Below are 18013 nucleotides of genomic sequence, written 5' to 3' on the forward strand. Positions count from 1 at the left end.
TTCTTGTAGGCTTTCCTGTTTATATTTTCACTTTATCAAAAACAAACTCCTTCAATTCGCTACTCTTAATAGGTGGGCTAATATAGTAACCTTGAAGTTTCTCACATTCAAATTGCTTAAGCATATCGGCTTGATATTTCGTTTCCACACCTTCTGCGATAACATCCAAGTTCAGCTGATTGGCAAACTCGATAATTAGCTTTACGATACCTTCTGATTTTGCATTTTGCTCCATTTCGTTAATAAAGGCTCGGTCAATTTTAATATAATCGATTGGTAAAAGCTTTAAGTAACTTAAAGAGGAATACTCAATTCCAAAGTCATCAATTGCTATCGTAATGCCCATATCCCGGATTTTATGTAGAACCTCCGTGATTTCAGCTACATTTTCAACGGTTGCAGATTCGGTTATTTCAAGTGTTAAGTGAGCAGGATTGAAGTGGGTTTCTTTTAATATGTCCCTTATTCTCACAATCAAATTTGGATTTAATAACTGCTTTTTTGATAGGTTAACCGCGATATTATCAAGTATTAATCCATCTTTTTTCCATTGATTAAATTGTATACAAGCGGTTTTCAAAACCCATTCACCGAGCTCGTCAATAATATTGTATTTTTCTGCTAATGAAATAAACTCTAATGGTGAAATAACTCCATACTTAGGATGATTCCATCGAACAAGGGCTTCCACTCCATCAATATGTTTTCCTAACATATGATATTGAGGTTGGTACAGTAAAAATAACTCATTTTTCAAGACTGCTTTTCGCAAATCATTTACAAGTAGTATATTCCGTTCCGTCTCATCACCCATAGAAAACTGGTAGAAGGAGTATCCATTTTTGTTATTTTCCTTTGAGTTATACATGGCAATATCCGCATTTTTTAAGAGGGTATTTAAGTCACTACCATCTTCTGGATACAGGCTAATACCAATACTAGCGGTAAGTAAAAAGCTTTTATCATCAAAAATGAATGGAATCCTTAAGGCATCAATAATTTGTTCAGCTATTCCAATAATGGTACTTCGGTCCTCGAAAGAATCAATCATTAACGTGAATTCATCTCCACCCATCCTAGCTAAGAAGGAGGACTCTTTCGGTACCACTTGTTGAATGCGCTTTCCGACCAAAATTAACAGTTCATCTCCCGCATTATGGCCAAGTGTATCATTAATAGTCTTGAAGTTATCTAAATCAATAAAGAAAAGGGCAAAGTTCATCTCCTGATTTAAAAATTGCTCGCTTTTCATTTGGAAGTGATTACGATTGGGTAGCCCCGTTAAATCATCGTAATAAGCAAGATATTCAATCTTCTGTTCACTATCTTTTTTCTCGGTTACATCAACCGCGTAGCCTGCAATCTCCCTTGTCACTTGATCACAGCTAGTAGTCGGCTTGATGACAAGGTCGTAAATACGGTTTTGAAAAGTAATGGTTGTCTCAGTTGGCTTTCCATCAAAGGCTTCGAGAACACTAGGTAAAACAGACTGGTACAATCTCTCGTTAAAAAGATTCTTTAGTTCGACTCCTTTAACCTTAGAAGTGCTAATATTAAGCTGCTCCATTAGCCTACCTTCACTATAGGTCATTGAAATTCGCTGCTGATCATCTCTCTCTAATTTAAAGATCGCTTCAGGTAAAATCTCAATTGTTCTTTTAAACTCTTCCGCAATTTGAAGTCGAACGAAATCTGACTCTAGTACACTCAATGTTTTTCGATTTGTTAAATGTAACAAGATATAAACTGTAAATGAGGTAAAGACAAAAATCGTAACTAAGATGGATAAGAATTTCTTTTCTCTTTCTCTTTCCTCAGAAAGATCTAATACAATTGTAAGAACTTGATTTTTAGTGATTGGTACATAAACTTTTTTAATGGGCTTATCGTTTACTACCGTGGTTACCGTTTGAGATTCGGTTAAAATCGATCTAATAATTGGGTTATCTTCTTTTATTGCATAATGATTGGTACCACCTAAAATGGCTAAATCTTTTTCCGGTTCAATGATGGTTTCTTGCGGGAATAAAAAAGCTTGTTTATTAATAATCGCTATTTCGCTTACATGGTGATGCTCGCTATCTATAATTTTATTAATCAAATTATTTGTATTAGAGTGGGATATAAAACGGTTTAAATCACCAGCATATTTAAGAGGATTAATGATAAAGTCTGTCGTTCCATCATAATAATAGGCATATTTAAAAAATTGGTTATTGATTTCTGAGCGTGAAACGGGTCCTACCCAAAAATGCTTCTTTGCTCGTCCTTTATTGACTGTTACACTCTTTAAGTTATATAGCTGTTGTAACGCAGTATCCCAGTATCCCCAGTCCTTTGTATTTAAACCCAATTCCTTATAGTCAGTAGACTTGGCTACCCTAAAATGATCATTATAAGGAATAAAGAGAGAGAGATCATATAAATCCCATTTGTCTTTTAAATCTCTTAGTTGCTCATCTGTAATCTCTTCAATAGATTTCCCCGCCAGCTCTTGAGCAATCGCAGTAGACACATGATAAAGAGATAAATCTACTAAAGCCTCATTGCGTCTCACCGTTTCTGTATTTGTCTGAATGGAATGTTTAACTATGTCCGCAATTGCATTAGCCTCTTGCCATTGCCTCTCATTCCTATCCTTCCGTTCGGTAAAATAAAAAATCGATATAAGAATAATTCCAACAATACTAAGAACAATCCCCGATTTAATAATAATTTTATTAATGGGAGCTTTTTTATTAAGTTTCATAGTAATCCCCGAATTCCTATATTTTCTATTAATATAGTACTATTCTATCGTCTGTTTTGGAATCTTTCAACGGTGTCTGGGTAATTAATCATAATAATAATAATAATAATAATAATAATGGGTACGGAATGGGAGTAGACTGACTATTTTGTTGAAAACTATAAACTTTACGAAAACAAACGGAACAATAAAGTTGAATGAAAACTAGCAATGAAATAGAATAACAACAACTCATGAATCAGAGAAAGCTACAAACTATAAAACCTTCCACTATCTCAAAGGATTTGTTAGAATTTTTAGAGAAATAAAATATTTCTCGGGAAAGCGCAAGACTTGACATGATATGCGACTTGTGTGTCGTAACTTGTAATTATGTAGTGAAAAGAAGATAAAGATGTCATAAAATGGCCTTGGGGTAGAAGTTCAAAGCTATTTTTCGTATTTTTAAGGAGGAGAATTACTTATATGCCTGTTTATAACAAGCTAGTTCGGGACCGTATCCCGGAAATAATTGAAAAATCCGGAAAAAGGTTTACTACCAGTATTCTAAATGAAAGTGAATTTCTCTATGAACTAAGGAAGAAGAGTCAGGAAGAACTTGAAGAATACTTGAATGCTACCACTGGTGAGGAAGCTTTAGGGGAATTAGCTGACTTGTTGGAGATTTTACATGCTCTTGCTGAAAGTCATGGTTCAAGTATTGATGAAGTAGATGAGTTTAGGAAGAAAAAAGCGGAAAAAAGAGGTGGGTTTAAGGACAGAATTTACCTTTTAGAAGTTGAGGACTGAGAAGTGAGAATATCCAAAAGTAACCATTAGAAAGAGGTGGCTATGTGACGGAATTAGAAAATAGACTCAAAGAATTCCGCTGGAAATTATTAAGAAAAGAAATAATCAATGGTTTACACGCGGGTAATATAATCAGAATTTCAGTCATGGATGAAAATAATCATGTGAGAAAGTTCATTTATAAAGAGTTTTCAACAGGTCGAAAAAATGAAATTGAAATCTACAGTAAACTCCTCCCTATACTAAGTTCCTTTGTCCCGGTTATTAAGCTTTGGAATATGGAACCAGAAGCCATTTTAATGGAGGACCTTGGCACTTCTCTAAAAAAGAACTTTCATCAATCTACAATGGAAGATAAAAAAATTACATTGCTGAACATTCTCTATACGCTATCAGATTTACATTCGACCCATCAAGATCTATCCACTACGACACTACCAAAACATCAAATGACAACAGAATGGTATGATTGGTGCTGCATGCAGTTGGATAAATTAAGTTCCTTACATTTAGATTGGTTTCAATACGAATGGGAAGGAGTAATGAAAAGTGCATCTAAGCTAATTTACTCAAATTATGAAGTCAAATGTCCAGCCGTTCTAACACACGGAGATCCCCATTTAGACAATGTTTTCATTAAAAATGATCAATCCGTTTGTTTAATTGATTGGGAGTGGGCAGCTTTAGGCTCTCCATTAAGGGATATGACTATCTTGTTACAAGATATCTATGATATTCATTTAATAAGATTCGTTAAAGAATATTATTACAAACTACTTACTGAAAAAGGGATACATATAGAAAAAGAAAATTATCTGGATGATTTTAATTACCTATACATGGACCATACTTTCATGATGCTGGCATGGGAAGTGGAAAAACACTTTAAAGGGTTTGTCTCGGAAAAGGAGATAAAACATATCATTGAATTTAAAATAGGTCAGATACAAAATACCGTTCAAGATATCTTTTCCTATTAAGACAAATACATATCTACCGGGAAGGTGTAGAAATTAAAAAAGTCTTGATTCACATAATAGAAGGGTAGTTCCCCATAAAGTTAGATTTTTACTCTAACTTTTATGGGGTGTAGTACCAATCAAGAAATCAAGAAAAACGACTACCTAAAATACTCAAATATTTGATCTAAATCATTCTCTACCGTTTGCTGTATGGCGGACATATCATTAAAAAGTAAGGACCCTTGATTTTCTATATAGGAAACTTTCGTTAAGATATTTTCCGTAAAATTAGGGTCACTTGTTGAGATGACGAGTTGATCCAAACCGATGAAGTTTGCAAAGTCAAATGTTTTAAATCGATAACCAAGAGCAATAAAGGGGATGCCGCGAGCAGCAGAAAGTACATTTGCATGTAATTTAAAGTTGATAGTAAATCTGGCATCTTTAATTAGTTCAAGAATTTGATATTGGTCGAGCACAGTATTAATTAAGTGGACATTTTTTTTATCGGTTATTTTTTCATATAAGCTTTTACACGGAGCGATATCTTTGTTCCAAATAGGGTAAATATAGATTTCATAACCTTTGGTAATTAATTCGTTAACAACATCCACGATGGAATTCTCCAAAGCTTCTTCATCTTTTCCATAAAGATTTTGATTAGCCGTTCCCCAATTGATAACCACTTTTTTTGAATTTAAATTTCCTACACTGTCAGGGATCGTTGTGGTTAACAACCCAGGATCACCGGTAACCTTCACATGATCTAATTGTAAACCAAGTGACTTTAAATATTCATACGTAAAATGACCACGAACTCCAATGAATTTTGCATGTTGTATTACAGTTTGGAGTTTATGTTTGAATTGTTTGTCTTTAAAATGATTAAATTCCCTCTTTAATTTGTTCTGCTCACTGTTAATTGATAAAAACCTGTCGAGTTCCTTTTTTTCTAACCAATCAATTCCGCTACCCCAAATAAATAGATTAATATTTTTATTCACTTTTATTGCATTATATAAAATAGTGATATAACCAGGTACAAGTAATGAACCACCACCTAAAACGATACTGTCAAAATCCTTTAAATAGTATTTGTTATTTCTTAGTCTAACCTGTAATATTCTTGTGGAAGGAATTAACTTGTACTTAGTTATATCTACTTTTTGATTGAATTTCTCGCGGAAAATATCCCACATTAACTCATCTCCAATATTTTTGTAACCAAGCCAACCTAAATACAAAACATTCACTCTTACACGCTCCTTACCATTTGTAATCCTTTATTATTATATGGCTCTAATACTGTTTTTGTTTGGACAAGTATGGAATTCAATTCATATTAGTGAAAAATTTCTTTACTTTAAGTACTATTTTTTATTGGAATAGATACTGTGAATCTTTAAGAAATAAATCTATTTTTTGCAAAACTATAGTAAACAACCAAACAAGTCTTAGCAACTTGAATAGTATAAAAGAGAGGACATGCTCTTGATTTCGATACTTAGAAAGGAGCAAATAAATGACGGAAGAGAAAAATGATCATGGCATTTCCATAGTTGCTTGTACGAATAAAATGAAATACATGGACAATATTTTCGCTAATTACGCAAATCAAACATTACAAGAAAAGGAATTAATTATTGTTCTTAACAATGATTCCCAAGATATTAATGAGTGGAAGAAAAGGGCAAGTGAGTATAAAAATGTCCGGGTGTTCCAACTACCAGAAGAAACAAGCCTCGGAAATTGTTTGAACTTTGGAAGAGAACAAGCGAGACTAAGCTATGTAGCTAAGTGGGACGATGATGATTATTATGGAAGTGCATATCTACAAGAAGCCTTACAAGCGTTTGAACGTACAAATGCTGATATTATAGGGAAGAGAACCGGTTATATGTATTTTCAAAAAACAAAGGAACTAAGATTACGATTCCCAGGTTACGAATCTAAACGGGTTAGAATCGTATTAGGAGGAACCATTATTGCAAAGAAATCAGTAATGGAGGAAGTTCCTTTTCTTGATCGATCATTGGGGGAAGATGTGACATTTCAGGATAATGCAAGGGCAAAGGGCTATCGTATTTTTTCGACTAGTAGATATAATTATACGTATTTTAGATGGGACTCAAGCGATCATACGTGGAAGCCACGCAGCAGCTATTTGAATAGAACATCACGACACATCGGTTTTACTGATGACTTTAAAAAAATCGTCGATAAAGATATTCTTGAATAAGATCTAAAAAAAAGGAGTTTGCACACTGGGTTCATTCCAGCAACAAACTCCTTTTTACATATAATTAAATCTACCCGAGCTTTTACATCGTTTCAGATATATTTAAAAGATACTGGGCATATCTAATGGGTGTTGCATAAGCTTCCTTCCAGACATCATGCATACCAGCTGCCCCGAAGGAATATCTTAAATCTCGTCCATTGCACTCAATAAACATTGGAAACCCTTCATTCGTAATGCCAATATCTAAACCAACATCAGCAAGGTTAGAGTAATGGCTGCTTAAAACTTGCATTGCTTTAACGGATAATCTTTCTATTCTACTTAATATTGTCTTTGCATCAAGATGAGGGTAGTCTTCTAAAATCTTTGAAAAACTGATGCATTCTCCACCTCTTGCTACATTTGTTACATACCCTCCAGGACTAGCCACTTTTGCTACGATTCCAGTTACTTGCCAAATAGCCAGTCCATTTTTTTGAACGGAAACTCTTAGGTCAAATGGATTCCCCTTATAGGTAGCCAACGGGATTCTCTGTTGAATGATATATCCGCGATTCAATTTTTCAGTAATAATTTTCGGAAGTTTATTGGAAAATACGATTTCCTCAAAAGGTTTACCTCTTTGCTGGTTATAATGAACAATCCAAGTTTGATCTTCCTTTTTGCTAATGCTTATAATTCCACGACCAAGCCCCCCGTTAATGGGCTTAATAATGATTTTCTCATATTTTTCTAGCATTCTAACTAAGTTTTCTTGATTAGCAGAAACCGTTTCAGGAAGATGTGGGAGCAAATCCTGATTTTTCATTAGTAATGAATGTACTTTCCATTTACCAATCTTATTCATTTCATTAAATATACAGTATCCCATTTTTGATAGGTTTATTATCCCATTTGCTAAACGGGTAGAGAATAACGCTCTGTTATGAATAACTTTTGGGATTTTAATTTCTTTTGTTACTAATAACCCTGCCTTGTTTCGTATTAAAACACTTGTTGTACAGGAGTCAAAATTAACATCCTCTAATCGAAAATAACATATGTCTAAATCTATTTCATTGGCGGCTTCTTCGTAAAAAGAAAACTTCTCATAGAAGTCCTTTCCAGTTTTCAACATTCTATACATGTTACTATCAATTAAAATACCAACTTTAGGATCTTTCAAATAATTACCTCCATTTTTGTGGGAAATTGGACATAATAACTACATCAAAGCGAATCTATTACTCTAAAAAGTAGTTAAACCCTTAAATACATGTAGGTATTGAATCGCCGTTCGTTCCCAAGAGAATTCTTTTGCTCGTTCAAAACTATTTTTAGAAAACCTTTCTCTAAGTGAATTTGATTCAAGCAAAGAGAGAATAGAATGATATAAATCTTCTTTAGGATGTTCAAGAGGAATAATAATTCCAGTTTCCCCGTGCTTTACTACCTCTGGTATACCTCCATTATTAGTGGATATAACAGGTTTCATAGAGGCCATTGCTTCCAAATTCACTAAACAAAAAGCTTCATTTAATATGGATGGAGTCACGACAATATCCGCTAATTGATAAATGTAAGGCATATGGTTTGGCTTTACAAAATCTGTGAACACAATATGATTGCTTATAGGCTCTGTCATTGCTCTAATCTTTTTCATATAAGATGTATCAATATTCTGACCATATTTAGGACTTCCTGTAATAAGTAACTTTAGACGAGGGATTTTTTCAATCAGAGCTGGCATAATTTCTAGAAGCAAATGAACTCCTTTTCTCTCTATTATTCTTCCAGCAAACAATAAAGTAGGATCTTCACTCGATAATCCTAATTTTTCTCTCCACCGTCTAATCTCTTCTATCTCTGTGCCTGCTTTTTCATACGGCGTTGTGTCAATTCCCAAATGAATTCCGTGCGATTTTTCTTTAAAATCTGGATATTTGTCCGTAAAATATGTTTCCATTGCTTTACTGTTGGTTATGAGTGCATCAACATTCCGGGATACTTCAATCATATCCTCTTTATGAATATGAGGTGGCAAAGAAAAAGCATCTGAATGCATATTTAATACGATTGGAATTTTAGGACAAGCACGTTTTAATTGCATAACATAAGAGGGGCGGTTTTCGATGATAATTACACTTGGTTTTACTTCTTGGATATGTTTAATCACTTGTTGTAAATAAAGACTCGGGCTATAAAATCGGAAGCGTTTGTAAAGGAGATTTCCTTCTGATGTAGACTCTGGATATTGAGGGCACTTTTTTGTATAGACAATGACATGGTTATTTTTTTTTAGTCGTTCTGCAACATGTTGTATGACATGTTCAACGGATGTTCCTATAACAGGAGGAACAGAATACAACCCCGGACTAATGATAGCAATCTTCAAAAACGATTCCTCCTTTTTGTAAGTATTATTAGACTGCTCCTTATTAACAATATGTTTCATAAAGTAATAAGTACTAGGGGTTGTACCTATTTTATTGAAAAATAGGTTTCAGACTAACTGTACTTAATATTTGACTGGGTATTTGTGTATTACAAAAAGCAATAAAAAAAGAAGAGTCTATTATTTATGAAATTAAAGGTTTAAATCCATTCATCATAGATTCAAGGCTTTATTTCAAAAATAATAGACTACGATGATCTAATTCAACCAATGTTGTGGAGTTTTTAAAGAATTAGGAAGCTTCGTATTCTTGTCCCCATTAGCTGCATTGATTTGTGCTTGAGTTAGAAATATACTTCCTTGTAGATTCGCGCCACTTATATCTGCATCTCGTAAATCCGCACCAAGAAAATCACACATTCTTAAATCCGCATTTTGTAGATTACATGCAATGAGTAATCCACCCCTGAAATTGCTGCCTCTCAAATAGGCACCCTTTAAATTTGCTCCTAAAAGGGCTGTTCCTTTTTTAATCGTTTTTTGATTTTTATCTTTCTTTACCTTGCCTCTTACCAACTCGCTAGTTTTTGAAAGTAAATCACTAACGTTCGCTCGGTGGGTAGGGATATCGAGAGCCAGAATAGATGAAGCGCTTCGTTCAGTTAATTGTTCCGTTTCTTCAAACAGTCTTTGTAAGTCTTTATGAAGAGGGTGTGTGACTTCTAATTGAAGAGCTTCCTGTAAATATACAAGCATTTCATGTAGCTGTTGGACAATGGGAAACACATCAAACATTTCTTTTGAACTCTCTGGATTTTCTCTCCAATCCAATCCTTTATATGTTACTTGAGAAACCTTTTGACCTGCACCGAAACATTCATAAACGGTACAACCTTTAAAACCTTTCTCACGTAGTTTTGTATGAATTCCGCATCGATAATCCGACTGTAAGTTCCTACAAGGTGTACCACCGTCTTTGTCAAAGGCAAAATCCCCAGACTTAGCATAGGGTAAGGCCACACAACATAAACCAAAACAGTTCTCACAATCCGAACGTAAATGACTAGGAATAGAATCAACATGTAATACTTGATTAGTCAAAACGTACACTTCCTTTAAAACATTTTAAATTCTATTAAATATTACCTACAATAAGTAGTAGTTTTTTATATGAATTCTTAATTTTTTAATACAGTTAAAATGTTTGGAATCATTAAGAGTAAAAGGACAACACCCGTTGCACTATTAGTTGGGGTGTCGGTTATAAAGAAGTTATATACTGTTATGAGTAAAGCTAACGCAAGGCATATTCTACTAATCAATGATTTATTCACTTATTTTGTCTCCTTATTTCTGCTGTTTATTTAAATTCTACCTCTATTTCCTTATTTTTCAACAATAATTTCAACATTTCATAAGTAAAACATGTTTTTTCTGGTCTTGGAAATAATATTGAAATAATATTGAAAAAATATCAAATATTCCAGGAGAACACATGGAAAATCTAACTAAAATATTAATTCCAAGACAAATGTTTTTATTGTTAGTTTTATCAACAGGCTTACTAAATCACGTGATTTTAATTCCAAATTTGTTAAAGGCATCAGGAAGAGACAGTTGGATTTGTGTTTTAATTGCCTATCCGATTGCTATCATCTTTATATGGCTCCTTCACTACATCATTAAACATAGCTCCCATGGTGGCTTCTTTCCAATGATCCGTTATCGATTTGGAAGAGTTGTCTCATATCTCTTTACTGCACCTATCATCTTATTTCTCATTACTAGTACCTATATTACGGTAAGGGACTTGGTGATATGGTTGAGTGCGTATTTTTTAGCTGAGACACCTGTAATTGTTATTAATTTATTAATTATTTCAGCTTGTTACTTTATTACTCTCTCTGGAATCAAATATATGGCTATTTCTAGTGGCTTTCTTTTACCATTAGTTGTACTGCTAGGGATCATGATTGCTGTTGTTAATACAAGTGTAAAGGATCCCAATTTACTTTTTCCCGTAATATCAGATGGATATTTACCTGTTGTTAAGGGTGTCATGTACGTATTAGCTGGTTTATTTGAGGTCTATATCGTTCTTCTCCTCCAACCTTTTGCACAAGAACCCATAAAATTTAAACACTTATTTATTTTATTAACTTTCTTAACGATGTTAATTTTCGGACCTTTAACAGCGTCTATTATGGAATTTGGTCCGATAGAATCCAAGCATTTTAGATATCCGGCTTACGAACAGTGGAGAATTCTGAATATTGGTGAGTACATTTCTAATCTAGATTTTTTTGCTCTATATCAGTGGCTTAGCGGGGGGTTAATTCGAATTAGTTTATTTATGTTTTTGTTAGGTGTATTTTTTGCCAAAAACAAACGAGAACGTTTAAATATCAAGCTTGTCACTGTCTTGTTCCTACTTTTATTTAGTTCCTTGTTGATTAAAGTAGAAACCTATTACTTTTACAAATTTATTTATCTATATTTTCTACCTGGAATCATGATGATATTTTTGTCCCAAACAGCCCTTGCAGCATTGATTGTATTCGTACTAAAGAAAAGGGATGAACATAATGCCAAAAATAACAAAATGGAGTCGACAACCTAAACAAAGTACGCAGAAGAAAGTAGAAGAATTAAAAGCTGAGTTTACAAAGAGTCAAGATTTTTTGAGTAAGGAACACCAAACAGGAGGGGAAACCTTTAGGCTACTTTATTTTGAAAGCTTGATAAATGGGCAGTATTTAGACCAATATATTTTGCCAAGGCTTGGGATGCAAAAGGGTGGATCCATTGAAGAAAGACTTAAGCAATACTTTCAAGCAGAGAATGTTACAGATAAAGAGATGAAAGAATTATCAACGCTACTATTTGAAGGTAAGGTTATATTTTTTATTAAGGACTTGCTATTAAGTATTGATGTAGCGGATCTTCCTAAACGAAAGCCGGAAGAATCAGCACTAGAAACATCCATAAGAGGCCCTAAAGATGGATTTGTTGAGGATATTAAAACAAATATTTCTTTAGTTAGAAGAAGACTAAACACCTCCTCGCTATGTGTAGAGAAGTATACAATCGGAAAAAGAAGTAGTACAAAGGTCGTTCTCTTGTATTTACATGATGTTATTGATCAAAGAATTTTAGACGAGATACATCAGAGACTTAATAGCCTTGAGCTAGATATATTAACAAGTATTTATGACCTGGAAACTTATATAGAGGACCGGCCTTATTCTTTATTTCCGACAGTAGACTATACAGGGAGACCAGATTTTGTAGTACAAGCATTAAACCAAGGAAGATTTGCTGTTATGGTCGATGGAAATCCAACTGTGACGATTGCGCCAGTCAGTCTTCTTTTACAAACTAAATCGCCAGAGGATTCTTATATTAGTTTTGCCTTTGTAACTTTAGAAAGGATTATGAGAATGGTCGGCATTACAGTCTCAGGATTCTTACCTGGAACTTGGATTGCGTTTTCTGCTTACAATATTGAACAAATCCCATACTCACTTGTAGCCACCATTTCCACATCCAGATTTGGTTTACCCTTATCCGCTCCAGTTGAGATGTTTGTTATTTTATTATTATTCGAGCTATTTAATGAAGCTGGGATTAGACTTCCGAGGGCAATTGGGCAAACAGTCGCTGTACTTGGAGGGTTAATCGTAGGGGATGCGGCAATTCGAGCGGGTTTGACGTCTCCAACGATGTTAGTTGTAGCTGCTATCACTTATATATCTTCTTTTACGTTAGTCAATCAAGTTCTTAGTGCTGGAATTACAGTCATTCGTTTTGCCATCCTTCTATTAGCGACAATCTTTGGTCTATTTGGAGTCATTATCGGATTCATTTTACTTGTCGTTTATTTTTCTTCTTTAACATCTTTTGGCACACCTTATCTAGGGTCCGTAGCACCCGTTAGCCTGAAAGAAGTGATTAAGTCTTTTACAAAAGGGCCGCGCTCTTTGTATCGAACAAGAACATCATCAACCAGTCCTAAAGACCCGACAAGAGATGGTAGTAAGCCATGAAAAGAATAGGTTATATTATTTCCTTCACTGCTGTGATCTTGCTCTCTGGATGTACAGGTTCAAAAAATATTCAAGATTTAACCTATATTGTAGCGATTGGTATGGACTATGATGATGAAACTAAAGAATTTACTGTGTATTTACAAGCATTGGATTTTGCGAATGTAGCAAAACAGGAGGGCCCCTTACCAACTGAGCCAATTCCTATTTTTATTGCTTCAGCAAAAGGAGAAACCCTTAATCTTGCGGTAAGTAAATTATACAGTAAATCGGAGCCACCGTTATTTTTTGGCCACGTTAAGACTTTGTTGGTGAGCAAAAGTATAATGACACATCGTTCAAAAGAAGTGATGCAGGAAATTGGAAAAAATCGGTCTTTACGTCATACTTTGCGCGTCCTTACAACGGAAGAAAAAATTGAAGATGTACTAAAAATTAAAGCATTGTTTAATTATCCTGCTATCTACACAGTTCTATTTAAAGGAAGTAAAGAAGAATTGACAACAGACGAGATTAAGCCTACGAGCTTAATGACTTTTCTAAGGGATTACTATGAACCAATGGAAGTAGCAAAATTGCCTAATATAAAGATCGATAAAGAAAGCTGGCAATCGGATAAAGCCTATCCAATTATTTACGCAGACGGATATGCTCTATTTCAAAAACAAAAGTATATTGATAAATTGTCTTGGAGTGATGCCTTATATGTCAATTGGTTATTAGAAAAAAACAGTACCTTGACACGAAAGATAACAGATAAGGGTAAGTTAATAGCAGTTGTTGAGTATAGTACACCAAAAAGGAAAATTAAATATGAAGAGGGGACTACATTTCCTCAATTTACAATGGAGGTTTCTGCACAGACGGATTTAGTGGAAAAATTAGATGATGTATCAATAAACAAACTAAAACAATTAATAGCTAAGGATATCAAAAATAATATTACCTTCATCTATGAAACGGGAGTAGACAAGAAAGTTGATATTCTAAATATAGGTGAGAAGTGGTATCGCAAACATCCTCAAGAATATCGCGAACTTCAGAAATCAGGGGAATTTTATTTAAAAAAGGATACTTTGAAAAAGGTAGATGTAAAAATACAGGTATTTCACTTTAACACTTATAAGTATGAAAGGTAGGTCTAAGATTTGTTTTCTTAGACCTATATTATATTACTACCTTCTTCGCTTTAACTTCATTTGTATTCTTAGGCCTTCACCAAAGAAATTAAAGGCTAACATGGTTAAGGCAATAAAACCAGATGTCCAAAATGGGATCCATGGTGCTTGATGAATGTCAATCAAAATTCCTTCTAAAAGAGTGGGCCAGGCTAGGGAAGCGTTTCTCATTTCATATTCAGGTGGACCTCCAATGATCCCACCCGTCATGACGAATTCTTGAGATATAAAAATGGAGAATATCCCTAATTGCCCAAGTAAGAACATGGTTTTTCCTAACTGTAAAATAAACGAAAAACATAGTTGAGGAAATAGTTCAGGTAAATAATATCGTTTAAACAATTTAAATGGACTAGTTCCTACAGAAATCCCGGATAATATCACTTCTGAATGTTTAATATCCAAAATCTGCTGTTGAAATAAATGAGAGATTCTTCCCACTTCTAGTACTAAAATAAGCCCTAACATCCAGTACCAGCGATACTCAGAAAATATAAAGAAAGGATTACTAGCAACCAAAATAATAAAGAATAAAGGAGGTACCTTTGAAAATAGAACATTCCAGCATGTTAATAGAAAATCGATTTTCTTACTTTGTGCGGCCAGAGCCCCAAAGGGAAGAGAAAATAGAAAACATAGGAATGAGATAATAATGACCACCATTAGCGTTTCTTTTGCTCCAAGTACAAGAACGCTCAGGAGGTCTCTACCTTTACGATCAGAGCCAAAACTGAACTCCTCGCCCGGTGAGAAGGGAGGTGGTAATATCTTCTTGTCTTCTGAATACAGGTATCCTGTTTGTGTTAGCTCTTTATCAATAAACGGCAGAAAGGGTCCAACGAAAGTAATGATTAGTAGTATAAGTAATAATAATGATCCAATGATAAAGGGAGGATTTTTTCTAGAGTACACTTATAATCCTCCTTTTCTAGAAGAACCAATTAATAGGTGAGAGATGGACTGTTGAATCCATAATGAAACCAGCACTAATAACATGAAACCTAACGCAAATCCGGAAACTGTTGGAAGATCTACTGGAAAGTGCTGACCTACTAAAAAACTCTTTTTAAGCTGTAATGCATCTATTAGATGTTTTCCAGCTCCTCGGTAAAAAGTTAAATATTCAACAATAATAGAACTAGAGATTAGTATTAACATAATCGTTAAAAATTGGCTAATAATCTGTGGCCAACAATTCCAAAGCATATGTCTATAAAGTATGATGCGTTCAGACAATCCTTTTGATTTTGCTGTTGTAATGTAATCTTTCCCTTCTTGTGCACCAATGGCAGATGAGGTGATCCTTGCAATATAAGAGAGGGGATAGATGGTCAAGAAAAAGACAGGTAGTAAAATATTATACCAATGCTCGTACCCATATAAGTCAATATGAGGAAAGCCGATATCCATTAACGAAAGCAGCCCATATTGAACCGCAATGATGATAAAAAAGTCAGGAAGTGATTGAAATAACCATGTTGTACCGTTTCCTGTCCAATTTTTCCATGTCATACTTTGACGGTAGTCATATATCCCTTTTAGTACACCAAAAATAGAACTTAACAAAAAGGCTGGAATTATAATGGTTAAGGTTCGTTTAAAGTAGTGAAGCATCTCTTTTTCAACAGGAGCATCAATTGAACTCTTACCTAATGATTTTTGTTCAAATACCGTCTTAAAATATGTAATAACATTTTCCTTGTGCTGTTCAAAAGAATATTCATATCCGCCTTGATAATGGTGACTGTTCTTTACTTTTTGATAGGAAGCTTCTCGTGGAATCATAATCATTAAGATTAATAGAAAAGAAATGAATAGCCAAAACAAAAATCCACCGAGAAGTTTAATTCCGAAATGCATTTTAAACCCTCCTTTGAAGAATGAGAGGGACGTCATTCAGCCCTCTTTATACACAGTGATTCTATATGATGATTTATCGTTCTCTTAATAAACTCTGGTGTAACAATCTCAGGTTTCATAATCCCCTGAAGAGTTAGGCCATCAAGTAGAGCATAAAGAACTTGAATTTCAACGTCCCTATTCATATTTTCTCTAGCTATTCCGTGTTGGATGAGTGCATCTATGATAAATGCAATTCCTTGCTTCGTTTCTAAGTAAACTTTATCAACCAATTCTTGAAGAGTTGGATCAGACAGTGCTTTCATATTAAAGATCAACCAAACCTCCATTTCCGCACGTTTCTCTTCATCAATAGGCAAAAATTCAAATAGAAGCAGGCAAGCATCATGAGAAGGATTTCCTGTAAATTTGAGATTTTGAATCCGTTTCTTAACTCGTTCAGAAACAAGGTTCATAGAATAGTAAATCAAGTCCGATTGAGTCGAAAAATAATGTCTCATGGAACCAGGGGAAATCCCTGCTTCTTCGGCAATTTTTCTAACGGTTGCTCCTTCTAATCCTTCTCTTCGAAGAACTCTCCAAGCGGCTTCAGCTACTTTTACTTTTAGTTTTTCATGATTAACAATTTTTGGCATAGATTTATCATATCATGTATTGTCTATTTTTTACAATTATGTTACATTGTTTTTAGTACAGTCGTATTAAAAAGGGGAGTTTACATGATAGGCTGGTTTATTCTTGCATGTGAGATTGGTTTTTGGATATTTGTTTTAGCAGGATTGGTAGCGAGATATATTTTTAAACAAGTGAAATTAAGTACTTTTCTACTTTTGTGTACTCCAGTCATTGATTTGTTTCTGATAATTGCTACAGTGATTGATTTAAAGAACGGAGCAACTGCAACCTTTTTCCATGGAGTTGCTGCCTATTATATTGGGATGACCATTGCATTTGGAAAACGAATGATTCAGTGGGCAGATGTTCGATTTGCTTATAAGTTTGCAAATGGTCCAAAACCGCCAGAGAAAATAAAGCATGGAAGAGAACATGCAAAAAGAGAAAGACAGGGCTGGTATCGACACGCCTTAGGCTGGGTTGTAGGTAATGTCATGCTCTTAAGTATGATCCTAATTGTAGGAGATAAGGAACGAACTGAGGAGCTTTTCAATGTAATGTCACTATGGGCTCTCATTTTGGCAGTTGATTTCATCGTAAGCTTTAGCTACACTCTTTTTCCGAAAAAAGAAACCGTCCGTTTGAAGGGATAAAGGCATGTTGGGAGGAGGGGAGTTAGGTGAACATGAGGAATGGCATAGCTTTTATCCTTATCATAGTTATGACTATTTTATTGGTGGGCTGTAAACATTTAGAACCAAACATCACTTTTACCGCACAAGTGTTAAATCTAAGTGAAGAGGAATATAAGTCTGTTGGTACAAAAGGAATTGAAAATCCTACTATAGATGATTTTAAAAAGATGATAATAAATTTTGAAATGAATGCAGAAGGGATAGAGGAGAGAAAAATTAAAGTACCTGACGAGTATACTTGGAACGAAATGATTAACTCTCTAGGTGATGGACGATTCATGTTTGGTAACTGGACTGAGCAACTCTCGGACGAACGAAGGGACGCTAAATATAGTCGAGAAATCGTGTTATATTCAAAAGGATTAACAGAACAAGAAATCAGGGACGCATTCGGAATGGCCATTTTTGAAATATCCTACTCTTCTAAAGAGGGAGAAGAATTTAACCAGGTATTCATAGTCAGTGAACAAATGGAATTTGAATAGTTTATATGAAACTAATAA

The 18013-nt window shown here is 34.4% G+C and carries 17 protein-coding genes; 8 read left to right on the forward strand and 9 right to left on the reverse strand.

From position 1 onward, the window contains the following. Nucleotides 1-19: 19 nt before the first annotated feature. Nucleotides 20-2749: a putative bifunctional diguanylate cyclase/phosphodiesterase gene (locus SM124_RS06550; RefSeq protein ID WP_322445701.1), complete on the reverse strand. Its 2730-nt coding sequence runs from the start codon at nucleotides 2747-2749 to the stop codon at nucleotides 20-22. A gap of 465 nt (nucleotides 2750-3214) precedes the next feature. Between SM124_RS06550 and SM124_RS06555 the strand changes: the two genes are divergently transcribed. Both SM124_RS06555 and SM124_RS06560 read left to right on the forward strand, forming a co-directional pair. Continuing rightward, nucleotides 3215-3538 carry a nucleoside triphosphate pyrophosphohydrolase gene (locus tag SM124_RS06555; RefSeq protein WP_322445702.1) on the forward strand — a complete coding sequence of 108 codons (324 nt, stop codon included), beginning with the start codon at nucleotides 3215-3217 and terminating at the stop codon, nucleotides 3536-3538. A gap of 44 nt (nucleotides 3539-3582) precedes the next feature. Then, nucleotides 3583-4518, forward strand: coding sequence for a phosphotransferase family protein (locus SM124_RS06560; RefSeq protein ID WP_322445703.1), 936 nt, complete (start codon nucleotides 3583-3585; stop codon nucleotides 4516-4518). A gap of 140 nt (nucleotides 4519-4658) precedes the next feature. Here the strand turns inward: SM124_RS06560 and SM124_RS06565 are convergent, their stop codons facing one another. Beyond that, on the reverse strand, nucleotides 4659-5753 hold the full coding sequence (locus SM124_RS06565) for a polysaccharide pyruvyl transferase family protein (protein WP_322445704.1): 1095 nt from the start codon (nucleotides 5751-5753) through the stop codon (nucleotides 4659-4661). Nucleotides 5754-6022: 269 nt separating this feature from the next. Here SM124_RS06565 and SM124_RS06570 point away from each other — a divergent pair, with 269 nt between their 5' ends. Further along, nucleotides 6023-6739, forward strand: a complete 717-nt coding sequence (locus tag SM124_RS06570) for a glycosyltransferase family 2 protein (protein WP_322445705.1) — start codon at nucleotides 6023-6025, stop codon at nucleotides 6737-6739. Between the two features lie 82 nt (nucleotides 6740-6821). On the opposite strand, the gene SM124_RS06575 is transcribed toward SM124_RS06570, so the two are convergent. The 4 genes from SM124_RS06575 to SM124_RS06590 form a co-directional block, all read right to left on the reverse strand. Then, nucleotides 6822-7907, reverse strand: a complete 1086-nt coding sequence (locus SM124_RS06575) for a YheC/YheD family endospore coat-associated protein (RefSeq protein ID WP_322445706.1) — start codon at nucleotides 7905-7907, stop codon at nucleotides 6822-6824. A gap of 63 nt (nucleotides 7908-7970) precedes the next feature. Beyond that, nucleotides 7971-9116 (reverse strand): glycosyltransferase family 4 protein, encoded by a 1146-nt coding sequence (locus SM124_RS06580; RefSeq protein ID WP_322445707.1) that lies wholly within the window; start codon nucleotides 9114-9116, stop codon nucleotides 7971-7973. 258 nt (nucleotides 9117-9374) lie between these two features. After that, nucleotides 9375-10217 carry a pentapeptide repeat-containing protein gene (locus tag SM124_RS06585; RefSeq protein ID WP_322445708.1) on the reverse strand — a complete coding sequence of 281 codons (843 nt, stop codon included), beginning with the start codon at nucleotides 10215-10217 and terminating at the stop codon, nucleotides 9375-9377. Nucleotides 10218-10294: 77 nt separating this feature from the next. Next, a complete protein-coding gene (locus SM124_RS06590; RefSeq protein ID WP_322445709.1) occupies nucleotides 10295-10450 on the reverse strand; it encodes a hypothetical protein in 156 nt (51 codons plus the stop codon). Nucleotides 10451-10611: 161 nt separating this feature from the next. Here SM124_RS06590 and SM124_RS06595 point away from each other — a divergent pair, with 161 nt between their 5' ends. From SM124_RS06595 to SM124_RS06605, 3 genes are read left to right on the forward strand one after another with little or no spacing between them, the layout of a single operon-like run. Continuing rightward, on the forward strand, nucleotides 10612-11736 hold the full coding sequence (locus SM124_RS06595) for an endospore germination permease (protein WP_322445710.1): 1125 nt from the start codon (nucleotides 10612-10614) through the stop codon (nucleotides 11734-11736). Further along, nucleotides 11702-13162 carry a spore germination protein gene (locus SM124_RS06600; RefSeq protein WP_322445711.1) on the forward strand — a complete coding sequence of 487 codons (1461 nt, stop codon included), beginning with the start codon at nucleotides 11702-11704 and terminating at the stop codon, nucleotides 13160-13162. Before SM124_RS06595 ends, SM124_RS06600 begins: the two co-directional genes overlap by 35 nt. After that, nucleotides 13159-14301, forward strand: coding sequence for a Ger(x)C family spore germination protein (locus tag SM124_RS06605; RefSeq protein WP_322445712.1), 1143 nt, complete (start codon nucleotides 13159-13161; stop codon nucleotides 14299-14301). Before SM124_RS06600 ends, SM124_RS06605 begins: the two co-directional genes overlap by 4 nt. A 36-nt stretch (nucleotides 14302-14337) precedes the next feature. Here SM124_RS06605 and SM124_RS06610 read toward each other — a convergent pair whose 3' ends face one another. From SM124_RS06610 to SM124_RS06620, 3 genes are read right to left on the reverse strand one after another with little or no spacing between them, the layout of a single operon-like run. Further along, a complete protein-coding gene (locus SM124_RS06610; RefSeq protein ID WP_322445713.1) occupies nucleotides 14338-15252 on the reverse strand; it encodes a peptide ABC transporter permease in 915 nt (304 codons plus the stop codon). Continuing rightward, a complete protein-coding gene (locus SM124_RS06615) occupies nucleotides 15253-16200 on the reverse strand; it encodes an ABC transporter permease subunit (RefSeq protein WP_322445714.1) in 948 nt (315 codons plus the stop codon). 32 nt (nucleotides 16201-16232) lie between these two features. Continuing rightward, a complete protein-coding gene (locus SM124_RS06620; RefSeq protein WP_322445715.1) occupies nucleotides 16233-16835 on the reverse strand; it encodes a TetR/AcrR family transcriptional regulator in 603 nt (200 codons plus the stop codon). 84 nt (nucleotides 16836-16919) lie between these two features. On the opposite strand from SM124_RS06620, the gene SM124_RS06625 reads away from it, so the two are divergent. Continuing rightward, nucleotides 16920-17468: a hypothetical protein gene (locus SM124_RS06625; RefSeq protein ID WP_322445716.1), complete on the forward strand. Its 549-nt coding sequence runs from the start codon at nucleotides 16920-16922 to the stop codon at nucleotides 17466-17468. Nucleotides 17469-17494: 26 nt separating this feature from the next. Further along, nucleotides 17495-17995, forward strand: coding sequence for a hypothetical protein (locus SM124_RS06630; protein WP_322445717.1), 501 nt, complete (start codon nucleotides 17495-17497; stop codon nucleotides 17993-17995). Nucleotides 17996-18013: the final 18 nt, after the last annotated feature.

The organism is Robertmurraya mangrovi (genome assembly GCF_034427655.1).
GTDB lineage: Bacteria > Bacillota > Bacilli > Bacillales > Cytobacillaceae > Robertmurraya_A > Robertmurraya_A mangrovi.

Coding starts and splice junctions, on each gene's coding strand:
- SM124_RS06615 (WP_322445714.1), bottom strand. CDS start 16,200: ATGCATTTCGGAATTAAACTTCTCGGTGGATTTTTGTTTTGGCTATTC.
- SM124_RS06570 (WP_322445705.1), top strand. CDS start 6,023: ATGACGGAAGAGAAAAATGATCATGGCATTTCCATAGTTGCTTGTACG.
- SM124_RS06625 (WP_322445716.1), top strand. CDS start 16,920: ATGATAGGCTGGTTTATTCTTGCATGTGAGATTGGTTTTTGGATATTT.
- SM124_RS06595 (WP_322445710.1), top strand. CDS start 10,612: ATGGAAAATCTAACTAAAATATTAATTCCAAGACAAATGTTTTTATTG.
- SM124_RS06550 (WP_322445701.1), bottom strand. CDS start 2,749: ATGAAACTTAATAAAAAAGCTCCCATTAATAAAATTATTATTAAATCG.
- SM124_RS06600 (WP_322445711.1), top strand. CDS start 11,702: ATGCCAAAAATAACAAAATGGAGTCGACAACCTAAACAAAGTACGCAG.
- SM124_RS06620 (WP_322445715.1), bottom strand. CDS start 16,835: ATGCCAAAAATTGTTAATCATGAAAAACTAAAAGTAAAAGTAGCTGAA.
- SM124_RS06605 (WP_322445712.1), top strand. CDS start 13,159: ATGAAAAGAATAGGTTATATTATTTCCTTCACTGCTGTGATCTTGCTC.
- SM124_RS06555 (WP_322445702.1), top strand. CDS start 3,215: ATGCCTGTTTATAACAAGCTAGTTCGGGACCGTATCCCGGAAATAATT.